This window comes from Ruegeria sp. CDSB114 (assembly GCF_059611025.1).
Genome location: NZ_JBXWOT010000001.1, coordinates 571,425 through 590,360 on the forward strand (window position 1 = coordinate 571,425; position 18,936 = coordinate 590,360).

Here is an 18,936-nt window from a genome sequence, read left to right on the forward strand (position 1 = left end):
TCAGTTGCACCCGGCCCGGAACAAGGTTAGCTAACGGCTCAGGCACCTGTAGCTCAGCTGGATAGAGCGCTGCCCTCCGAAGGCAGAGGCCAGAGGTTCGAATCCTCTCAGGTGCGCCATTTATCGAATATATGTGTTGGTTTGGTGTTAAGGATCACCTGCAACAGCTATCGTGTGCAGGGTTTATGAGGTTGCCTGGGCAATATTGGCAACCCTGTAAATGGCAGGCAGATCTGCACTCTGAAATGGCTACGGGACTGAGGAAATCAGTCTGGATGACGGGCAGGGCGGATTAACCGCCCCAGCTTCTGACGATGCCGCAATCCATATGCACGAAGTTCGAGCGGTGGTACTTGCCAACACCGCCGGCACGGCAGGAAATCGCCGCTTTGGCCATTTGCGAGACCGAGCGCGACGACAGGCGGAGGTCTGCTGCCTGGCCCTTCATGTGCAACGAATTCTTGGCAACACGGCGCGACCGTGACCGCAGCATCGCGTTGGTCTGCGGCGAGCGATAGCCCGACAGCAGCATATAAGGTTCGTTGGCATCCAGAAGATTATGCGACGCTGCCATGATGTCGATTGTGCGCAGGTCCATATCCTTGACCTGATCAGTCCGCCAATCGCGCATGAAGTGGTTCACTTCTTTGACTGCGTCTTTGATATATTTACCATCGACCCAATAGATCATGTCGATCCGCTCGCCAGTGCGTCCGGAATACATGCGAATACGGCGAATATCGCCGCCACCGCGAAGGAAACCTGCTGCATTGGAGTAGGTTGGAGTCGCTACAACTGCTGTAGCTGCGAATGCGCCCAATAAAGCACGCCGGGTCAAACCCGAGGAACTGCTCGTCGTCATTTTGTGTTTCGTCCCGTACTGTTCCTGCCTGCACACGATGTTACGCGCGCTGTATTAATTTATTCCCATCCCAGATGAGGGATTTATGACACAGTCGTGAAGGACGGCCAAGAAGTCTTTCGAATTCATCTTTTCAAGGGGGAATTTTCGGCAGTTTTTTGCGCAGGTGGTGCAAAATGGCAAAGATCCAACGTCTTAGGCCGTCGCCGAAATCTGTCCGATGCAAACAAGCATCACGCTTGGGTATAAGCACGAAATTGATGCATTTGTGAATAGACAATGGGTTTCAAGCAAAACCATAATTGTTCGGCACTGCCTGAAACGGCGTATTATATTGAAAATTCAAGGGCTCCAAATGTTCTCTGTTCTTCGTGCAAGCACCGGTATTGCTTTGGCCGCATGTTTTCTGACGTCTTCGGCGATGGCGAACACTGAGGCCAAGCCTGACACCGCATTCCAGATGGCGGTTGCCGAATTTGCACCTTCCGGGTCTGAGATTGCCGATTTCTACCGTGAAAGAGGATTCGTGCCTGTTTGGGTTGGCGACACGGCTGCACATGCTGAACGTCGTCAACGGTTGATTGAGGGGCTTTCTGCGGTCGAATTACACGGGCTACCCGCGAACGCCTATGATGCGCAGGGCTTGGTTGACCGGCTTCAATCAGCAAAATCAGCGCGTCAGCTTGGGGCCGTCGAGGTCGAGTTGACACGCGTTTTTGCAGCCTATGCTCAGGACATGAGGACAGGCCTTTTACGACCATCCGATATAGACGATGGATTAGTCAGGAAGGTCGAGCCGACCTCGACAGCAGGGCATCTGCGTGGACTGACGACCTCGGAGGATGCAGCCTATTTCGATCAGTTGGCGCCAAGCTCGACCCAGTATCGGGCTTTGATGAAGCAGAAACTTGCGCTGGAAGAATTGGTTCGCCAAGGCGGTTGGGGAACTACTGTTCCACAAGCAAAGCTAGAGCTGGGAGACACGGGACCCGCCGTAATAGCGATGCGTAACAGATTGGTTGAAATGGGTTTTATGAACCCAACCGCCAGTCCGGTTTTTGACGATGCCTTGCTGGCAGGTGTTCAACGGTTTCAGACCGCACATGGTCTTGCCGCAGATGGCGTCGCGGGTCCGGGCACAATTACTGAGCTGAACCGCACTGCCTCGGAACGTCTGAAGGCCGTCTATGTCGCGCTGGAGCGTGAGCGCTGGTTGCCGCGCGAGCGCGGTGAACGCCACATTCTGGTCAATCAGGCTGATTTCTCAGCCAAGATTGTTGATGACGGCTTTATTACCTTTGAAACCCGCGCTGTGATCGGCAAGAACACCCATGATCGTCGGAGCCCCGAGTTTTCCGACAAGATGGAGCATATGGTCATTAACCCCAGCTGGTATGTTCCACGCTCGATCATCACCAAGGAATACTTGCCAAAGCTGCAGTCCAATCCAAATGCCGTCGGGCATATTCAGATTACCGATCGCAGTGGTCGCCAGGTCAATCGCGGGGCAGTAGATTTCACCCAGTTCACCGCAAGCAACTTTCCATTTGCGATGCGCCAACCGCCCAGCAAAAGCAATGCCCTGGGGCTGGTGAAGTTCATGTTCCCCAACAAGCACAACATTTATCTGCATGATACACCGCAGAAAAGTCTGTTCGCTCGGGAATCCCGTGCCTTCTCGCATGGCTGTATCAGATTGGCGCAGCCTTTCGAATTCGCTTACGCACTGTTGGCGAAGCAAGAAGAAAACCCAAAGGCATTTTTCCATCGGATTCTCGCGACTGGAAAAGAGACCACTGTGAAACTTGAGCAGCATGTTCCTGTCCACTTGATTTACCGCACTGCCTTTATTGGCCCGAAAGGTGAGGTACAGTACCGACGCGACGTCTATGGCCGTGATCAGAAAATCTGGAATGCTCTGCAGAAAGCAGGGGTGGCCCTGCCGGACGTTCAGGGGTAATCACCGGGGGCAGGTCCTAGTTCCGGGAAGCCCCACATGAAATATACAGTTCAACAAATCGCAGATGCCCTTGACGCTGAGTTCCAGGGCGATGCCAGCCTGGTCGTACATGCTGCTGCTGAACCGTCGGATGCAACTGCCACTGATCTGGCGATGGCGATGTCGCCGAAATATGCCGAGGATCTGGGATCGGGTTCGGCGCAGGTCGCCATCCTTTGGGAAGGTGCTGACTGGCAGGCGTTGGGGCTTAAGGCAGCAATATTCGTTCGACGACCGCGCATGGCGATGGCCGGGATCACCTCCATGCTGGATAAAGGGCAGGGCTTTGGGTCCGGGGTTCACCCTTCGGCAGTCATCGACCCAACTGCGGATGTGGCAGATGGGGTCTCAATCGGCCCTCTGGCAGTCATTGGTGCACGGGCCCGGGTTGGCAGAGGGGCGAATATCGGACCGCATTGCGTCATAGGCATGGATGCTGTGTTGGGCGAAGACGCCGTTCTGCGCGAAATGGTCAGCATTGGTGCCCGTGTGCAGATCGGGGATCGTTTTATCGCGCAACCAGGGGCAAGGATCGGTAGCGACGGGTTCAGTTTTGTTACGCCCGAAGTATCGGGGGTAGAGAACGCGCGCAAGACCTTGGGGGATGCAGGAGACGCCAGCGCGCAAAGCTGGCTGCGCATTCATTCGCTTGGTTCTGTGGAAATTGGCGACGATGTCGAGATCGGTGCGAATTGTACGATCGACAACGGGACCATTCGTAATACCCGCATCGGGAATGGCACAAAACTGGATAATCAGGTCCATATCGGCCACAACACGCGCGTTGGTAATGACTGTCTGCTGTGTGGTCAGTCTGGTATTTCCGGTTCGGTTGAGCTTGGCAATAACGTGGTTCTGGGTGGGCAGTCAGGCGTCTCGGACAATATTTTCGTTGGCGACGGGGTGATTGTCGGCGGTGGTACCAAAATCCTGTCAAACGTACCTGCCGGTCGTGTGTTGATGGGCTACCCGGCTGTGAAGATGGAAACCTTTACTGATGTCTATAAGGCGCAGCGCAGATTGCCGCGGATGCTTCGTGACGTGGAGGCGTTGAAAAAGGCTGTTTCCAAACAGCCTCCGAGCGATTAAATCACATTCAACGTGATAATCAGAGGATCGATATGAGCATCACCGACCGCGTCATTGCCATCATTGCCGAACAAGCCGTGTTGGAGCCTTCGGATGTGACGCCCGAAAGTACGCTCGAAGATCTGGGGATCGACAGCCTTGGGCTGGTCGAGAGTATCTTTGCCATCGAAGAAGAGTTCGACATTACCGTTCCGTTCAATGCCAATGAACCAACGGCCAGTGACTTTGACATCTCAAATGTCGCCGCGATCATTGCTGGGATCGAAAAGCTTGTGGCAGAAAAGGTCTGACCCAAGCAAATGAAACGGGTAGTAATAACCGGGGCAGGCACGATCAATTCGCTTGGTCATTCAGTTCCAGATACGCTTGAGGCGATGCGGGAAGGCCGTTGTGGCATTTCGGAACTTGAATTTCGAGACGTCGACAGGTTGGCGATCAAGATCGGTGGGCAGGTCCGGGGGTTCGAAGCCGAGGGTCGGTTCAACCGCCAACAGATGACTCTGTATGACAGGTTTACACAGTTTACCCTGACCGCGGCCAAAGAGGCCATAGATCAGTCCGGGATCGAATTCCACGGCGAGTTGGCTGCACGATCTGGCGTGGTTCTGGGAACAGCAGGTGGTGGCGTTTCGACCTGGGACGACAACTACCGTTCAGTCTATGAGGACGGGAAGAACAGGGTCCATCCATTTGTTGTTCCTAAACTTATGAACAACGCGGCGGCAAGCCACGTATCGATGGAACATAACCTCAAAGGTCCCAGCTTTACCGTATCGACTGCTTGTGCCTCATCGAACCATGCGATGGCGCAAGCCTTTCAGATGGTGCGCAGCGGGGCGGCCCCTGCGATGATCACCGGCGGCTCAGAATCCATGTTGTGCTTTGGTGGCGTTAAGGCCTGGGAAGGGCTGCGGGTGATGTCCAAGGATGCCTGTCGTCCCTTTAGCGCCAACCGAAACGGTATGGTGCAAGGAGAGGGAGCGGGCATCTTCGTGTTCGAGGAATACGAACACGCGAAGGCGCGTGGGGCAGAAATTTTGTGCGAAGTTGTTGGTTTCGCGATGACCTCGGATGCATCAGACATTGTAATGCCCAGCAAGCAGGGCGCAGCCCGTGCGATGTCAGGGGCGTTGTCTGATGCTGGCCTGAATGCCAATCAGGTGGGTTATATCAACGCCCATGGCACAGGTACTGCGGCCAATGACAAAACGGAATGTGCCGCTGTAGCTGGCGTTTTCGGCCCGCATGCGGACGAACTTTTGATCTCATCCACCAAGTCGATGCATGGTCACTTGATTGGCGGAACCGGCGCGGTAGAGCTTTTGGCCTGTATCATGGCCCTGCGAGATGGGGTGATTGCACCGACGATTGGCTACGAAGAACCTGATCCAGAATGTGCTTTGGACGTTGTGCCCAACGAGGCACGCGAAGCGAAAGTTGAGGTTGCGCTAAGCAACGCTTTCGCTTTCGGAGGTCTGAACGCAGTACTTGCCTTGAAGCGGGTTTGAGAAAGCCGCTGGGTTAAACGGCTTTCTCGAAATGTAGTCTTCAGTTGGTTGCGACATCAACAATATCGTAACCTGCAGTAAACCCGGACAAAGATAGGTCAAGTTCGATCACCTGATCCGGCGCAGGCGCTGGAACGATGGTCAAAGTCGCCTTGCTACCCTGCTTCATTGCGTCGATATCCCCTTGGGTCAGGCCGATTTGGGCAACACAGCCAACAGGGTTACAAAACGAATAGTTGTAGCGTTTGGCAGGCGCTCCGTCGATTGAGAGGGTCAGCTGCGCTTGCAACAGGGTTTCAAGCGGAACCAAGATATTTGCTCCGGCTACGGCCGAACCGCCTTCGGGTAGGCGGAACATGGAAAACTCAGCCATAGGCACATCTTGCGGGCCATTTATGACCTGCAGCAGCGAACACAGATCTTTGCCCGCGTTCATCTTCAAACAGTTCAGGCTCCAGTCGCCGAATTTTTCTTTGTCATAGCGCTGTCCGACCTTGACGGTTTCATCGACCGGCTGCCCCAGGTCGAGACCATTGTCCACCTGCTCGGTCGTAGGGGATTCGGTGGCAGGTTCTGTCGTGTCGGTGGTCTCTTGCGCCAGAGCGGCGCCGTTAAAAAGAAAAGCTGCCGCAACAAGCTTTATCGGTGTCCTGAACATGATTGCCTCGTGATTGTTGATGTGGCTTTTCGCCGGGTCTAGCACCACTGGCGCGCAGTGTCAGGCATTATGCAGCGTAAAAAGACAGAAGTGATCGGAATCTCGCCTGAGGCCCCGTGGGCAACACGTGTAGCCAAGATAAAAGGGAGCCGGTGGAGCGGCTCCCTTTCATGAATTTTTCTCCCCGTCGGACCGGCCGACTTAATTATGAGCAGACGTTACGAGAGGGCGGCGCGGTGGTCAACTGCTAACCTGAAAATTTAATTATGAAGCTATGGTGGAAAAAGGGCCGCGCGTGATCGCGCGGCCAGTCGACAGGGAGGAAGTTTGTTGACCGCGCAATTCTCATACACGAACAACCAGAAAACTATCGCAGCCAAAGGTTAACTTTGTATGCTGGGCGGAGATCGGTAGGAAACAGGGCCTTAAGCATATGAGTGAGAACATATTTCTTGGCGGTGGTGGCGCGGATTACAGCCAACCGCAGACGTTGTCGTTGAAATACGCCAACCGCCACGGCCTGATCGCCGGTGCGACCGGTACTGGCAAGACCGTGACGCTTCAGATCCTGGCCGAGGGGTTTTCCAAGGCTGGGGTGCCGGTGTTTCTGTCTGACGTCAAAGGTGATCTGTCTGGGTTGGCGCTGGCGGGCAGTGAAAGTCACAAGCTACATGGGGCATTTCAGAAGCGTGCCGAAACCATCGGATTCACGGATTACGAATATGCCGCTTGCCCGGTCACTTTCTGGGATCTGTTCGGTCAGCAAGGCCATCCGGTTCGAACCACAGTATCCGAGATGGGACCTTTGTTGTTGTCCAGGCTGATGGACCTGAGCGAAGCACAAGAAGGCATTGTAAACATTGCATTTCGGGTTGCCGATGAAGAAGGTATGCCCCTGTTGGATATGAAAGATCTGCAAGCTCTGTTGGTCTGGATCGGAGAGAACAGAGCAAATCTTTCGCTGCGCTATGGGAATGTCTCAACCGCCTCGATCGGTGCCATCCAGCGACGGTTGTTGGTTCTTGAAAATCAAGGGGGCACCAATCTGTTTGGCGAACCTGCCCTGGAACTGGCCGATCTTATGCGCACCGAAGCCAACGGGAATGGCATGGTGAACATCCTGGCCTCTGACAAGCTGATGGGATCACCTCGTCTGTATGCGACGTTCCTGTTATGGCTGCTGAGCGAACTGTTTGAAGAGTTGCCCGAAGTCGGCGATCCGGACAAACCCAAGCTGGTATTTTTCTTTGACGAAGCGCATCTGTTGTTCGAAGACGCGCCCAAAGTGCTTGTGGACAAGGTCGAGCAGGTCGCCCGCCTTATCCGATCAAAGGGCGTAGGGGTCTATTTCATCTCGCAAAACCCGGCAGACATCCCAGAAGACATTCTGGGTCAGTTGGGTAACCGAGTACAGCATGCTTTGCGAGCCTTCACCGCACGAGACAGGAAAAACCTTCGCCTTGCGGCCGAAACCTACCGCGAGAATCCAACCTTTGATACAGAGGCCGCCATCCGTGAGGTTGGCGTGGGCGAGGCGGTTACATCCATGCTGCAAAAGAAAGGGGTTCCGGGCATCGTCGAACGCACTTTGATCCGTCCCCCTGAGTCACAGTTGGGGCCGATTTCCGCTGCCGAACGGCAAACGGTAATGAATGCGTCTCCGATGAAAGGCAAATACGAAACCCGCATAGATCGCAGATCAGCCTTTGAGATGCTCCAGTCGCGGACTGATGCCGCAGCACAGGCCGCAGCCGAGGCAGAAGAACAGCTTGAGTCTCAATCGATTGCAGAACGCGAATTTGCCACGGCTCGCCGATACTCAGGTAGCAAAGTAACGCGGTCTTCTTCGCGGATCGTGCGAAAGAAAGACACCTTTGCCACCGTCATGAGCGAGGCCGTCATTAAAGAGCTTAAGGGAACAACCGGGCGCAGGATCGTCCGAGGCATTCTGGGCGGGTTATTTCGTAATCGTTGAATGGCGGGCCGGGCTAATTGCCCGGCCTCACAACGGTCACTTCAGGCGGCGTTGGCCTTCTTGTCTGCAATATGCATCAGCCTCGGGGACGGACATTTTTGTTGCCGGAAAGTCGATTGCCCGGTCCCAGTCCACGCGGTTCTGCCGGTAGAGCTGGCATGTCACCACGCCCTTGGGGGTCTGGACTTTGACCGGAGTGGTTTCCAGATCTTTTGGTGACGGAATACATGCGGTCAAAGAGGCAAGAACCGGCAACAGAATGAGTGTCTTTGTAAGAGTGGTTTTCATCGGTGTTTTCTATTCCCTGCGGGCAAATGGTAGTAGTCTGCACAAAGGCAAATAATTGGTGAACACGACTGTGAAACATGTCAGGCCGATGATTTGCTCTAGTAAGTTCCTCACTCAAAAGCAAGAAACCGCGCCAATTTCTTGACGCGGTTCCATATATTGGAGGTTCTGTGGCCCTATTTCTCGGGGATCAGCCCTCTTGGACTGAATCTAAGAACAATCAGCAGAATCAACCCCATCGTGAACAGTCGCATATGGGCCGCGCTGTCGATCAGATGCGTCTTGAGCGCACTGCCATCGGGCATTCCGGACGTGATCAGGTTCATAATCCACAACCCAATCGGTTCGACCTGGACCCACAGGAACCAGATGAGGAATGCGCCCAGCACAGCACCAAAGTTGTTGCCCGATCCGCCCACGATCACCATGACCCAGACCAGAAATGTAAAGCGCAGAGGGTTGTAGGTACCCGGCGTCAACTGCCCGTCCAGCGTTGTCATCATCGCGCCCGCGATACCGCAGATGGCAGAGCCCAGAACGAAGATTTGCAAATGGCGGCGGGTGACGTCTTTACCCATCGCCTCGGCTGCAACCTCGTTGTCACGGATGGCGCGCATCATGCGGCCCCAGGGGCTGCGCAGCGCCATCTGGGCCATCCACAGCAGGATCAGAAGAACAACCATGAACAGCAGGGAATAGCCCAGCTTGACCGACAGGGTCGAGGCGATGACAGGGTCCAGCCCAAACCAATCGGCACGGGCAATGAAGGATGGATCCTGCTGCAGCTCAACCTCATAGCCGACCACGGGCGAAGGGCGTGGGATGCCGTAGACATTCTTGACACCTCGGGCCAACCAGTCCTCGTTTTTCATGATTGCGATGATGATTTCGGCAATCCCAAGCGTCGCAATCGCCAGATAGTCCGAGCGCAGGCCAAGGGCTGTTTTGCCGATCAGCCAAGCGGCACCGGCGGCCAGCACGCCGCCTGCGGGCCAGGCCAACAGAACCGGCAGATTCAACCCGCCAAGGTTGCCCGCAACGGCTGGGTCAATGGCTTCGACACCAGCAACGCTGGGGTCAAACACCGCACGGTAAATGAAAAACCCGGCGATCAGAATGGCGACGATGGCAATCGTCTGTACACGGCCCCTCGGCATTTTTGTTGCCACCAGAACCGCCGCAACGACGGTCGCAGCCCCCAACAGCAACGAAAGGACGATCCCGTATCCTCCGGATGACCACGCGCCGGGTGTCGGCGGGGTTGAGACCAGCACAACCGCCAGCCCGCCCAGCGCAACAAAGCCCATAACACCAACGTTAAACAAGCCGGCAAAGCCCCATTGCAAGTTCACCCCAAGCGCCATGATGGCCGAGATCAGCCCCATGTTCAGGATCAGGATCGCCGAATTCCAGCTTTGCGTGAATCCGGTCAACAGGATCAGGCCGCCAACAACCACGAAAAGCAGCGTATTTTTGACAGTCTCGGTCATACCGCTTTCCCCTTAAACAGACCTGTGGGCTTAAACAGAAGCACGATAAGCAAGATAACAAAGCTGACCGCGAATTTGTAATCGGTGGATAGGAATTGGACCAATCCCGAAGGCTCCAGATGTTCCGGTGCCATATAGGTCAGCACCTTTTTCCACGCATAGGTGATCGTCACCTCGGAAAACGCGATGATGAACCCGCCCGCGATAGCGCCCAACGGGTTGCCGAGGCCGCCGACGATGGCCGAAGCGAAGATCGGCAGCAGAAGCTGGAAATAGACAAAGGGCTTAAAGCTCTTGTCCAACCCGTAAAGCACACCCGCAGTTGTCGCCAGCGCCGCGACAAGGATCCAAGTGATCATCACCACACGTTCAGGGTTGATTCCGGACAGCAGCGCCAGATCCTCGTTATCCGAATAAGCGCGCATCGACTTGCCGGTGCGGGTTTTGTTCAAAAACCAGAACAAAAGTGCCACGGCGACAACGGCCACAACCACGGTGATGCCCTGAGAGGTCTTGATCGCCAACCCCTCACGCAGCCCGGTCATTGCCTTAAATTCCCGCGCTGAAACGATGAACCGCTCACCGTCCGAGAACCTTTGATCATCCGGCCCGATTATGAACCGCACCAGCCCGTTCATGATGAACATCACACCCATCGAGACGATCACCAGAATGACCGGCTTGGCCTTTTGTTCCCGGTAGAAACGGTAAACCAGCCGATCCGTGATCAGAACCAGAACGATACAGCCCAGAATGGCAAAGGGCAGGGCCAGCAGAGCAGTCGGTAACGGCCCGAAACTGACACCAGCGGCCTGCAGGCCCCATGTGACCAGCACGGCGATCATCGCACCAAAGGCCATCGTGTCGCCATGGGCAAAATTCGAGAACCGCAGGATGCCATAGATCAGCGTCACCCCCAACGCGCCCAGCGCCAACTGGCTGCCATAGGCGATTGCGGGAACAAGAACGAAGTTGGAGAGCGCCACAAGGGCGTTGAGGAAGTCCATTAGTTTTCTTCTCCGCAGAAGCCGTTTACCACTTCAACAAAATGAGAATTAGGGAGCCTCTGTATGGTCATAGCGATGCCGATTGGTTTGCCGTCGGTCCACAATTCAACGACCGCATTGGTCAGAGTGTTATCAATAACACTGTTCACCACAATCGCGCGATCATTTGAGAGTCTGCTGTCAGCCTGAAAGTCTCCGAAATGAACTCTAGAGTCCTTGGTCGACGGAACCGCGTAAACTTGTAGTTCACCGTCGTCCATTGAGATTTCCAGCCAAAAGCTTCCTTCTGGACAGTCCGTGGCGGGACAATCTGCACCCATGCACATCGCTCTAACTTCACACATTCTCATTTCGCAGTAGGTCTTAGGAAACGAGGCGGCTTGCGCAGGGCTTTGCCACATTAGGTTCATCGAAAGAGCGAACGTGATGAACAATTTGAAGGAGGTTACTTTCATCCTCACCCCCCCAAGAAACTCTTACGAACCTCTGGATCGGCCAGCAGTTCCTTGCCCGTGCCGGTATAGGCATTCCGCCCCTGAACCAGCACATATCCCTTGTCGGCGATCTCCAACGCCTGACGAGCGTTCTGCTCAACCATCAGGATCGGCAACCCGGTGCGCGATACCTCGATGATCCGGTCGAACAGCTCATCCATCACGATGGGTGAGACACCAGCGGTCGGCTCGTCCAACATCAGCACTTTGGGCTGGGTCATCAGCGCGCGGCCTACGGCGACCTGTTGGCGCTGACCGCCCGACAGCTCTCCGGCGGCTTGGTTGCGTTTGTCTCGGAGAATGGGGAAGAGGTCATAAACCTGTTCCATCGTGTCTGAAAAGTCGTCACGACGGATGAAGGCACCCATCTCAAGGTTTTCTTCGACCGTCATCGACGTGAAGATGTTCGAGGTCTGAGGAACAAAGCCCATCCCCTTGATCACCCGATCCTGGGGCGACAGGTTGGTGATGTCTTCTCCGTCCAGTCGCACAGATCCCGCGCGGACATCCAGCATCCCAAACACGGCCTTCATTGCAGTGGATTTACCGGCGCCGTTGGGGCCAACGATTACAGCGATTTCACCGGCATCGACTGAAATCGTGCAATCATGCAGGATATCCGGGCCCTTGCCGTAGCCTCCGGTCATGGTGTCGCCGATCAGGAATGGGCCACCTTCGACGCGGTGCGTCTTTCCGCTTTTGCGATGTGCGGGCGTCATCGTGCCCATGCCTTGGGTATTGGTGATCGAGGCATCCTTGTTGCCGTGGTCATCCTGATAAGGATTATCGCTCATGCCCCGGCCTCCAGCTTGTCTTTGTTCTTGAGGCCGGTGCCCAGATAGGCTTCGATCACATGCTCATTGGCTTTGATCTCGTCCAGAGTGCCCTGGGCCAGAACCTTGCCCTCGGCCATACAAATGACCGGGTCGCAGATTTTGCCGATGAAATCCATGTCGTGTTCAATGACCACAAACGTATAGCCGCGTTCCTTGTTCAGGCGCAGGATTGTGTCGGCGATGGTCATCAGCAGGGTGCGGTTCACACCCGCGCCGACCTCGTCCAGAAACACGATCTTGGCGTCGACCATCATGGTGCGGCCAAGCTCCAGCAGCTTTTTCTGCCCGCCCGAGACCTGACCGGCCTTGTGATCGGCCAGATGTTCGATGGTCAGAAACTCCAACACCTCATCAGCCTTAGCCTTTAACGCGCGCTCTTCATTGGCGATGCGTTTGCGGCCGAACCAGGTGTTCCACAGCGATTCCCCGGATTGCGCTCCAGGCACCATCATCAGGTTCTCGCGACAGCTCATCGAGGAGAACTCATGCGCGATCTGAAAAGTGCGCAGCAGACCTTTGTGAAACAGATCATGCGGTGGCAAGCCGGTTATGTCCTCGCCATCCATGAACACGCGCCCAGAGGTGGGCGGGAGCACACCCGCGATCACGTTGAACAGAGTTGTCTTTCCGGCCCCGTTCGGCCCAATCAGGCCGGTGATCGAACCCTTCTGGATTTCCAGCGATGCCCCATCCACCGCATGAAACCCGCCGAAATGCTTATGCACGTCCTCGACGACGATCATCTTTTCCCCTAGCCGCCGTTTTCGGCGTTCTTGTTTTCACACCCTCATTTAAGAGGTGCGGTCTTTTTTCACTGAAGCAGCCCGGACACAAGGTCCGGGCTGCTTATTTTCAGGTCTTCTTAGGCCAAAATCAACGGAAGTTGACGGTCTTGTTTTCGCCGTCGGTGACTTCGATCTCGCGATACGAACCGGCGCTTTCGCCGGGGCCGATCAGCTCAACGCCGGACGCGCCGACATAGTCGATGTCCTGACCAGCGGCCAACAGTTCCAGACCTTTGGCCAGCTCACCCGGATAGATCTTCTCTCCTGGAGCGTTGGCAACATCTAGGATCTTGCTGCCATAGTCGGCCGGGCTGGTCGAACCGGCGGCCTGCATCGCCAGCATGAACAGCGCTGCGGCGTCATAGCTTTCAGGCGAATAGGGCGACGATCCGTCAAAACCGGCGGCTTCGGCCATGGCAAAGTACTTTTCAGCACCTTCACCACCTGAACCGGCGATCTGACCGAACGAGCCGTTCAGGTCGGGACCGACATTTGCGGGCAGCGAGTCACCGATCATGCCGCCCGGCAAGCCGAACGTGTCGAATGCACCGCTGTCCAGCGCTGACTGAATGATGCCCAGTCCGCCCTGATCGAGATACCCGGCTACAACCAGAATGTCGCCACCAGCCGAGGCCAGCGCGCCAACTTCGGCCGAGTAGTCCGCTTTGCCATCTTCATGCGCTGCCACGATTGTGACTTCGCCGCCCGATGCCTCGAACGAGGACTGGATCGCGTCTGCCAGACCCTTGCCATAGTCGTTGTTGGTGTAGGTCAGTGCGATTGAAGTGATACCGCGATCATTCAGGATATCTGCCATCACTTGACCTTCACGCGCATCCGACGGGGCGGTGCGGAAGAACAGGCCGTTATCCTCCATGGTCGACAGACCGGGCGAGGTAGCCGAGGGTGAGATCATGACCATCCCGTTCGGGATCGCGACATTCTGCAGGATCGCTCCGGTCACGCCAGAGCAGTCACCGCCAATGATGCCGGCAACGCCGTCGGCAATCATGCGTTCACCGTTCGAGGTGGACAGGCCGTTGTCGATACAGCCGGTATCAGCGCGCGATGCGGTGACGGTCGAGCCATCCAGCAATTTGCCGGATTCGGTCACTTCGGCCATTGCCAGTTCTGCGCCTGAGCCCATTGAGGGTGCCAGCGATTCAATTGGTCCGGTAAAGCCGAACAGAACACCCAATGTGACGTCTTCGGCCATAGCTGCGCCCGAAAGAAGGGCGGTTGCTGCAGTTGCTGTAAGCAGCTTTTTCATATGGTTACTCCCAGTTGTGAACGTATTCGTTCTGGGCACGACCCTAGGCAAGCTGTTCGAAAAAGAAAAGTCCTAACGCAAACGTGTTTTTGTGGCGCACAGTTCTAGTTGTTCAGATGTGCCCGGCGCGGTGTTTTCGGTAAGGAGAACGAGATGTTCAGACTAGCTATGATCTTCATCTTTTCTGTTGTTTCAGGGTTGGCCGGGGCAGAATCGCTAACTACCAACTCCGGATCGGCGCGTGTGACGGCGATGGTGAAGGGGCTCGATACGCCCTGGGCAATCGGCATCCTGCCCGACATGTCCTTTCTGGTAACTGAGCGCGACGGTGAACTTCTGTTTGTGTCGGAGGGAAACATAGTGCGCGTCAAAGGCACTCCCAATGTGGTTGCAAAGGGGCAAGGCGGTTTGCTGGACGTAACCGTTGCCAGGGATTTTTCGCAAAGCCGTGAGGTTTTCCTGACCTATTCAAAGCCTCAACCAAAGGGGGCAGGCACTGCACTTGCGATTGCGCGCCTGTCCGAAGACGGATCAGAGCTGACCGATCTGCGCACGATTTTCGAAGCTGAAAATGGTGGGAATTCTGGGCGGCATTTTGGCTCTCGTATTGTCGAGGCAAAGGACGGGACATTACTTGTCACTATCGGCGATCGTGGTGATCGCCCGACCGCCCAGGATCGATCGAGTCACAACGGCTCGGTGATCCGTGTGAACCGGGACGGCTCGGTGCCGGCTGATAATCCATTTGTCGGACAACCCGGAATTCAGCCTGAGATATTGTCTTATGGCCACCGGAATCCCCAAGGTGCAGGGCTGGATGCACGGGGGCGCCTATGGGTATCGGAACATGGAGCCAAGGGCGGTGATGAAGTGAACCTAATCCGGCCGGGGCGGAACTATGGCTGGCCGGTGATTTCCTATGGCAAGCACTATTCCGGGCAAACAATCGGCGAGGGGACGGCAAAACCGGGGATGGTGCAGCCTGAATTCTATTGGGACCCTTCCATCGCCCCATCCGGCCTTTTGATTTATTCAGGCAAGCTTTGGCCCGAATGGAAGGGTGATCTATTCGTCGGGTCGCTCAAATTCGACTACATTGCTCGGCTTGAAGGCACTCCATTGACTGAGGTCGAGCAGATCAAGGGCCCTCAGACGGAACGCGTCCGCGACATTGCCGAGGCACCGGATGGATCAATCTGGTTTATTTCCGTCGGGCAGGGCGCTGTCTTTCGCATGACCCCCAGCGATTAAACAGACAAGCGCCCGCTTTGCGCACCGCGCTCACGATAGGGCGTGGTGTTATAATGCGCCCGGTAGCATTTCGAGAAATGGCTAGGCGAGGCAAACCCGCATGCCAGCGCCACGTTGATCACGCTCATGTCGGTCTGCATCAGCAGGTTCCGGGCCTTATGCAGGCGCAGCTCCATATAATAGCGTTTAGGCGACCGGCTGAGGTAACGGCGAAACAGACGCTCTAGCTGCCGTGTGGACATGCCGACCTCTTTGGCCAGAATCGAAGGCGAGATCGGCTCTTCGATGTTCTTCTCCATCATCAGGATGACCTGGCTCAGCTTGGGATGGCGCACCCCAATCCGTGTCGGGGTCGACAGACGCTGGGTGTCCTGATCAGTACGGATCGAGGAATAGATCAGCTGATCGGCCACCGCGTTCGCAAGATCTTCGCCAAAATCCTCGGCGATGATTTTCAGCATCAGGTCGATAGAGGAAGTACCACCGGCTGTTGTCATCCGGTTTCCGTCAATCTGGAATACGGATTTGGTCAGTTCGACCTCATCAAATTCTTCGGTGAAACTGTCTGAGTTTTCCCAGTGAATTGTCGCACGCTTGCCATCCAGTAAACCGGCCTTGGCCAAGGTATAAGCTGCCGTACACAGCCCACCAATGCGTAATCCCCGGCGTGCTTCGCGGCGGACCCAGTTCAGAATTTTCTTGGTGGTAGCGGCTTGTACATCGACACCGCCGCAGATCAGCACGACGTCATCGCGCTGCAGCTCGGCTAGATCAGCGTCCAGTTTGAACTCGGTCCCGGCGGAGCATTTGATCGTCTCGCCGCCTTCGCCAGACAGGCTCCAACTGTAAAGCTCTTTGTCGGCCATGCGGTTTGCGATGCGCAGGCTATCCAGCGCGGATGCGAAACACAGCAGTGAGAATTTGTCCAACAGGACAAACACGAAATGACGAGGGCTGGCCGCAGTGGTTTCCACCGTGACAACTTGGCGTTGCTCTTGCATGGCGAGGTGTCCTTGATTCGGCGCCGTTTGACCCTACGTCCGGCGACAGATTTGACCGCCACCATGATCAAAGCTTGTTTGCGACGTCAAGAGGTCCAAATCGTATATGGCCTCTCATCAAACGTTTTTGTATAGAGGCGACTTGAATACTTCAGCGGAGATCAAAGCTATGACCGAATGGCAAAAAACGAACTGGCGCAACAAGCCCCGGGTTCAGATGCCAGACTATACCGACGCAGCCGCGCTGGCAAAAGTCGAGGCTCAGCTTTCGCAGTATCCGCCGCTGGTGTTTGCAGGTGAGGCACGTCGGCTCAAGCAACATCTTGGTGCTGCGGGGCGGGGTGAGGCTTTCCTGCTGCAGGGCGGCGACTGTGCTGAAAGCTTTGAACAATTCAGCGCGGATGCGATCCGCGACACCTTTAAGGTGATGCTGCAGATGGCCATGGTTCTGACCTATGGCGCAAAGGTGCCGGTGGTCAAAGTGGGCCGTATGGCTGGACAGTTCGCCAAACCGCGCAGCGCACCGACAGAGGTGGTGGGTGGCATTGAGCTGCCCAGCTATCGCGGCGATATCATCAACGAGCTGGATTTCACGCCCGAGGCGCGGATTCCGAATCCGTCCAAGATGTTGCAAGCCTATACGCAGGCAGCGGCAACATTGAACTTGTTGCGCGCCTTTTCGACCGGTGGTTTCGCCGATATGAGCCATGTGCATTCGTGGACACTCGGCTTTGCCGATGGCCAGGATGTTCAGAAATACTCTGAAATTGCTGACCGAATTCAGGATTCGATTGATTTCATGGGGGCTGCGGGCATCACCGCGGACACAACGCATGAATTCTCGTCGGTTGAATTCTATACCAGCCACGAAGGTCTGCTGCTTGAATACGAAGAGGCGCTAACCCGTCTTGATTCTACATCGGGCAACTGGTTGGCCGGGTCCGGCCACATGATCTGGATTGGCGACCGCACCCGTCAGCCTGATGGCGCGCATGTTGAATTCTGTTCTGGTGTTCTGAACCCGATCGGTCTGAAATGCGGTCCGACGACATCTGCCGAAGACCTCAAAGTTCTGATGGCCAAACTGAACCCGGAAAACGAAGAAGGGCGTCTGACCCTGATCGCGCGGTTTGGTGCAGGCAAGGCGGGAGAGCATCTGCCGCGTCTGGTCAAAGCCGTCAAGGAAGAGGGCGCCAAGGTGACCTGGGTCTGTGACCCAATGCACGGCAATACGATCAAATCGGCCACCGGCTATAAGACCCGGCCCTTTGATTCCGTGCTGCGCGAAGTTCGCGACTTCTTTGGTGTGCATCAGGCCGAGGGCACGATCCCCGGCGGTGTGCATTTTGAGATGACGGGGCTAGACGTGACCGAATGCACTGGAGGTGTACGCGCTGTAACAGAAGAAGATCTGTCAGACCGTTACCACACTGCCTGCGATCCACGTTTGAACGCGTCGCAGTCGTTGGAACTGGCCTTCCTTGTTGCGGAAGAACTGACAGATCTGCGCCGGAACCGCGGCAAACGCGCAGCCTCCTAACCACTTGGTCAGACGGTTTTAAAAAGGCGGGTCTAATAGGCCCGCCTTCTTTACATTTAACACGCGTTACTCGTTACTTATCCCGTGATACGACCAATCGAAGGTGAGATCCGGGACGTTTGAACTCTTGTCGTTCTTCGGCAAATCCTTCGACAACAGGCTGAACCGGTTGTTGAGGCGCCTGTATTTCTGACACAGCACGCAGTTTATAATGGCTTACATCAAAGCGCCGGGGGGTTGCCCCAATCGCCCCGTCACTGACCATAACGCCAAGAACACGGCTGACATCGCCCAAATCGCTTTTCAGCGGCAAAAGGATCATTCGCGCCTGAAGATCCGTGCGCCCAAACCCACCGGTCGAGGCCAATTCAAGTTCAGCAATGGCAGGACCGGAAAAAACCTGTTCAAGGACTTCCGTAACCTGAGTTCGCGCGCTGGGTTCGAAAAAAGCGGTCAGCGGCATTCCCCGGACCTCCATACCCGCCAGTGTGTTCAAGTGACTGCCGGCCAGACGAAACCGGGCCAGACCGGGTGCAATGCGTTCAAGGATGAAGGTGTTAGGCAGGATATTCTCAAGCCCGCGCGGGTCGATCTGAGATCGCATAGGAACACCATCGCCGGGCAGCAAGGCTGTCCAGTACGCTTCGGCCTGTCGTATGGGCGATAGACTGCGCCCACTGTCAAAACGATCCATTGCGACGATCTTTCCAAATTTAGTCCCGGAACCGTTACCGAAAAAGATCTTCATTTTCATCACCCTAACTGCAATCGACCGTCATTTTCATAAAATGCAAGATACCGGGAGCTTTTGCGCCTTGTCGGTACTTGCCTAGACGAGATTGGCACGGGTTGAGTCAATTTTGGAGTAATTCTTTAATGAATG

18 protein-coding genes and 1 tRNA gene are annotated in these 18,936 nt (G+C 55.6%); 8 read left to right on the plus strand and 11 right to left on the minus strand.

What is annotated here, in order from left to right:
* Positions 1–42 precede the first annotated feature (42 nt).
* Positions 43–119 (plus strand) — tRNA-Arg (locus AC2FIP_RS02845).
* Positions 120–292: 173 nt separating this feature from the next.
* Here AC2FIP_RS02845 and mepK read toward each other — a convergent pair.
* A complete protein-coding gene (gene mepK, locus AC2FIP_RS02850) occupies positions 293–862 on the minus strand; it encodes a peptidoglycan L,D-endopeptidase MepK (protein WP_496785102.1) in 570 nt (189 codons plus the stop codon).
* A 355-nt stretch (positions 863–1,217) separates the two neighbouring features.
* Between mepK and AC2FIP_RS02855 the strand changes: the two genes are divergently transcribed.
* The 4 genes from AC2FIP_RS02855 to AC2FIP_RS02870 are packed head-to-tail and all read left to right on the plus strand — an operon-like array spanning position 1,218 to position 5,458.
* Positions 1,218–2,822, plus strand: a complete 1,605-nt coding sequence (locus tag AC2FIP_RS02855) for a L,D-transpeptidase family protein (protein ID WP_496785104.1) — start codon at positions 1,218–1,220, stop codon at positions 2,820–2,822.
* Positions 2,823–2,858: 36 nt separating this feature from the next.
* On the plus strand, positions 2,859–3,950 hold the full coding sequence (gene lpxD, locus AC2FIP_RS02860; RefSeq protein ID WP_271947158.1) for a UDP-3-O-(3-hydroxymyristoyl)glucosamine N-acyltransferase: 1,092 nt from the start codon (positions 2,859–2,861) through the stop codon (positions 3,948–3,950).
* Positions 3,951–3,982: 32 nt separating this feature from the next.
* Positions 3,983–4,240 (plus strand): acyl carrier protein, encoded by a 258-nt coding sequence (locus AC2FIP_RS02865; RefSeq protein WP_142633752.1) that lies wholly within the window; start codon positions 3,983–3,985, stop codon positions 4,238–4,240.
* Positions 4,241–4,249: 9 nt separating this feature from the next.
* Complete coding sequence (locus AC2FIP_RS02870; protein ID WP_496693155.1) at positions 4,250–5,458, plus strand: beta-ketoacyl-[acyl-carrier-protein] synthase family protein; 1,209 nt, start codon at positions 4,250–4,252, stop codon at positions 5,456–5,458.
* A gap of 40 nt (positions 5,459–5,498) precedes the next feature.
* Here AC2FIP_RS02870 and AC2FIP_RS02875 read toward each other — a convergent pair whose 3' ends face one another.
* Positions 5,499–6,116, minus strand: coding sequence for an invasion associated locus B family protein (locus tag AC2FIP_RS02875; RefSeq protein WP_142633757.1), 618 nt, complete (start codon positions 6,114–6,116; stop codon positions 5,499–5,501).
* Positions 6,117–6,549: 433 nt separating this feature from the next.
* Between AC2FIP_RS02875 and AC2FIP_RS02880 the strand changes: the two genes are divergently transcribed.
* Positions 6,550–8,091 carry a helicase HerA-like domain-containing protein gene (locus AC2FIP_RS02880; protein WP_496785105.1) on the plus strand — a complete coding sequence of 514 codons (1,542 nt, stop codon included), beginning with the start codon at positions 6,550–6,552 and terminating at the stop codon, positions 8,089–8,091.
* Between the two features lie 36 nt (positions 8,092–8,127).
* Here the strand turns inward: AC2FIP_RS02880 and AC2FIP_RS02885 are convergent, their stop codons facing one another.
* The 7 genes from AC2FIP_RS02885 to AC2FIP_RS02915 all read right to left on the minus strand — a co-directional run bounded on the left by AC2FIP_RS02885 (position 8,128) and on the right by AC2FIP_RS02915 (position 14,261).
* Positions 8,128–8,379: a hypothetical protein gene (locus AC2FIP_RS02885; protein ID WP_142633761.1), complete on the minus strand. Its 252-nt coding sequence runs from the start codon at positions 8,377–8,379 to the stop codon at positions 8,128–8,130.
* A 176-nt stretch (positions 8,380–8,555) separates the two neighbouring features.
* Positions 8,556–9,869 carry a branched-chain amino acid ABC transporter permease gene (locus AC2FIP_RS02890; RefSeq protein WP_496785107.1) on the minus strand — a complete coding sequence of 438 codons (1,314 nt, stop codon included), beginning with the start codon at positions 9,867–9,869 and terminating at the stop codon, positions 8,556–8,558.
* Entirely contained in the window at positions 9,866–10,876 is a 1,011-nt protein-coding gene (locus tag AC2FIP_RS02895; RefSeq protein WP_496693159.1) for a branched-chain amino acid ABC transporter permease, read from the minus strand. Before AC2FIP_RS02895 ends, AC2FIP_RS02890 begins: the two co-directional genes overlap by 4 nt.
* Positions 10,876–11,331: a hypothetical protein gene (locus AC2FIP_RS02900; protein ID WP_496748934.1), complete on the minus strand. Its 456-nt coding sequence runs from the start codon at positions 11,329–11,331 to the stop codon at positions 10,876–10,878. Before AC2FIP_RS02900 ends, AC2FIP_RS02895 begins: the two co-directional genes overlap by 1 nt.
* A 2-nt stretch (positions 11,332–11,333) precedes the next feature.
* Positions 11,334–12,164 (minus strand): ABC transporter ATP-binding protein, encoded by an 831-nt coding sequence (locus tag AC2FIP_RS02905; RefSeq protein ID WP_271947146.1) that lies wholly within the window; start codon positions 12,162–12,164, stop codon positions 11,334–11,336.
* Positions 12,161–12,949 (minus strand): ABC transporter ATP-binding protein, encoded by a 789-nt coding sequence (locus tag AC2FIP_RS02910; protein WP_271947144.1) that lies wholly within the window; start codon positions 12,947–12,949, stop codon positions 12,161–12,163. The genes AC2FIP_RS02905 and AC2FIP_RS02910 overlap by 4 nt, the downstream gene beginning before the upstream one ends.
* A 130-nt stretch (positions 12,950–13,079) precedes the next feature.
* A complete protein-coding gene (locus AC2FIP_RS02915; protein ID WP_496695475.1) occupies positions 13,080–14,261 on the minus strand; it encodes an ABC transporter substrate-binding protein in 1,182 nt (393 codons plus the stop codon).
* A 153-nt stretch (positions 14,262–14,414) separates the two neighbouring features.
* Here AC2FIP_RS02915 and AC2FIP_RS02920 point away from each other — a divergent pair, with 153 nt between their 5' ends.
* On the plus strand, positions 14,415–15,512 hold the full coding sequence (locus tag AC2FIP_RS02920; protein ID WP_496785108.1) for a PQQ-dependent sugar dehydrogenase: 1,098 nt from the start codon (positions 14,415–14,417) through the stop codon (positions 15,510–15,512).
* On the opposite strand, the gene AC2FIP_RS02925 is transcribed toward AC2FIP_RS02920, so the two are convergent.
* Positions 15,509–16,513 carry a GlxA family transcriptional regulator gene (locus AC2FIP_RS02925; protein ID WP_496691228.1) on the minus strand — a complete coding sequence of 335 codons (1,005 nt, stop codon included), beginning with the start codon at positions 16,511–16,513 and terminating at the stop codon, positions 15,509–15,511. The two genes, AC2FIP_RS02920 and AC2FIP_RS02925, sit on opposite strands and share 4 nt — an antisense overlap.
* 169 nt (positions 16,514–16,682) lie before the next feature.
* Here AC2FIP_RS02925 and AC2FIP_RS02930 point away from each other — a divergent pair, with 169 nt between their 5' ends.
* Positions 16,683–18,053: a class II 3-deoxy-7-phosphoheptulonate synthase gene (locus tag AC2FIP_RS02930; RefSeq protein ID WP_496785110.1), complete on the plus strand. Its 1,371-nt coding sequence runs from the start codon at positions 16,683–16,685 to the stop codon at positions 18,051–18,053.
* A gap of 73 nt (positions 18,054–18,126) precedes the next feature.
* On the opposite strand, the gene AC2FIP_RS02935 is transcribed toward AC2FIP_RS02930, so the two are convergent.
* Positions 18,127–18,801 (minus strand): PAS domain-containing protein, encoded by a 675-nt coding sequence (locus AC2FIP_RS02935; RefSeq protein WP_496785112.1) that lies wholly within the window; start codon positions 18,799–18,801, stop codon positions 18,127–18,129.
* Positions 18,802–18,936 lie beyond the last annotated feature (135 nt).

What these genes read in the sequence shown, in the direction of transcription:
- mepK (WP_496785102.1), bottom strand. Translation starts at nt 862, where the DNA reads ATGACGACGAGCAGTTCCTCGGGTTTGACCCGGCGTGCTTTATTGGGC.
- AC2FIP_RS02855 (WP_496785104.1), top strand. Translation starts at nt 1,218, where the DNA reads ATGTTCTCTGTTCTTCGTGCAAGCACCGGTATTGCTTTGGCCGCATGT.
- lpxD (WP_271947158.1), top strand. Translation starts at nt 2,859, where the DNA reads ATGAAATATACAGTTCAACAAATCGCAGATGCCCTTGACGCTGAGTTC.
- AC2FIP_RS02865 (WP_142633752.1), top strand. Translation starts at nt 3,983, where the DNA reads ATGAGCATCACCGACCGCGTCATTGCCATCATTGCCGAACAAGCCGTG.
- AC2FIP_RS02870 (WP_496693155.1), top strand. Translation starts at nt 4,250, where the DNA reads ATGAAACGGGTAGTAATAACCGGGGCAGGCACGATCAATTCGCTTGGT.
- AC2FIP_RS02875 (WP_142633757.1), bottom strand. Translation starts at nt 6,116, where the DNA reads ATGTTCAGGACACCGATAAAGCTTGTTGCGGCAGCTTTTCTTTTTAAC.
- AC2FIP_RS02880 (WP_496785105.1), top strand. Translation starts at nt 6,550, where the DNA reads ATGAGTGAGAACATATTTCTTGGCGGTGGTGGCGCGGATTACAGCCAA.
- AC2FIP_RS02885 (WP_142633761.1), bottom strand. Translation starts at nt 8,379, where the DNA reads ATGAAAACCACTCTTACAAAGACACTCATTCTGTTGCCGGTTCTTGCC.
- AC2FIP_RS02890 (WP_496785107.1), bottom strand. Translation starts at nt 9,869, where the DNA reads ATGACCGAGACTGTCAAAAATACGCTGCTTTTCGTGGTTGTTGGCGGC.
- AC2FIP_RS02895 (WP_496693159.1), bottom strand. Translation starts at nt 10,876, where the DNA reads ATGGACTTCCTCAACGCCCTTGTGGCGCTCTCCAACTTCGTTCTTGTT.
- AC2FIP_RS02900 (WP_496748934.1), bottom strand. Translation starts at nt 11,331, where the DNA reads ATGAAAGTAACCTCCTTCAAATTGTTCATCACGTTCGCTCTTTCGATG.
- AC2FIP_RS02905 (WP_271947146.1), bottom strand. Translation starts at nt 12,164, where the DNA reads ATGAGCGATAATCCTTATCAGGATGACCACGGCAACAAGGATGCCTCG.
- AC2FIP_RS02910 (WP_271947144.1), bottom strand. Translation starts at nt 12,949, where the DNA reads ATGATCGTCGTCGAGGACGTGCATAAGCATTTCGGCGGGTTTCATGCG.
- AC2FIP_RS02915 (WP_496695475.1), bottom strand. Translation starts at nt 14,261, where the DNA reads ATGAAAAAGCTGCTTACAGCAACTGCAGCAACCGCCCTTCTTTCGGGC.
- AC2FIP_RS02920 (WP_496785108.1), top strand. Translation starts at nt 14,415, where the DNA reads ATGTTCAGACTAGCTATGATCTTCATCTTTTCTGTTGTTTCAGGGTTG.
- AC2FIP_RS02925 (WP_496691228.1), bottom strand. Translation starts at nt 16,513, where the DNA reads ATGCAAGAGCAACGCCAAGTTGTCACGGTGGAAACCACTGCGGCCAGC.
- AC2FIP_RS02930 (WP_496785110.1), top strand. Translation starts at nt 16,683, where the DNA reads ATGACCGAATGGCAAAAAACGAACTGGCGCAACAAGCCCCGGGTTCAG.
- AC2FIP_RS02935 (WP_496785112.1), bottom strand. Translation starts at nt 18,801, where the DNA reads ATGAAGATCTTTTTCGGTAACGGTTCCGGGACTAAATTTGGAAAGATC.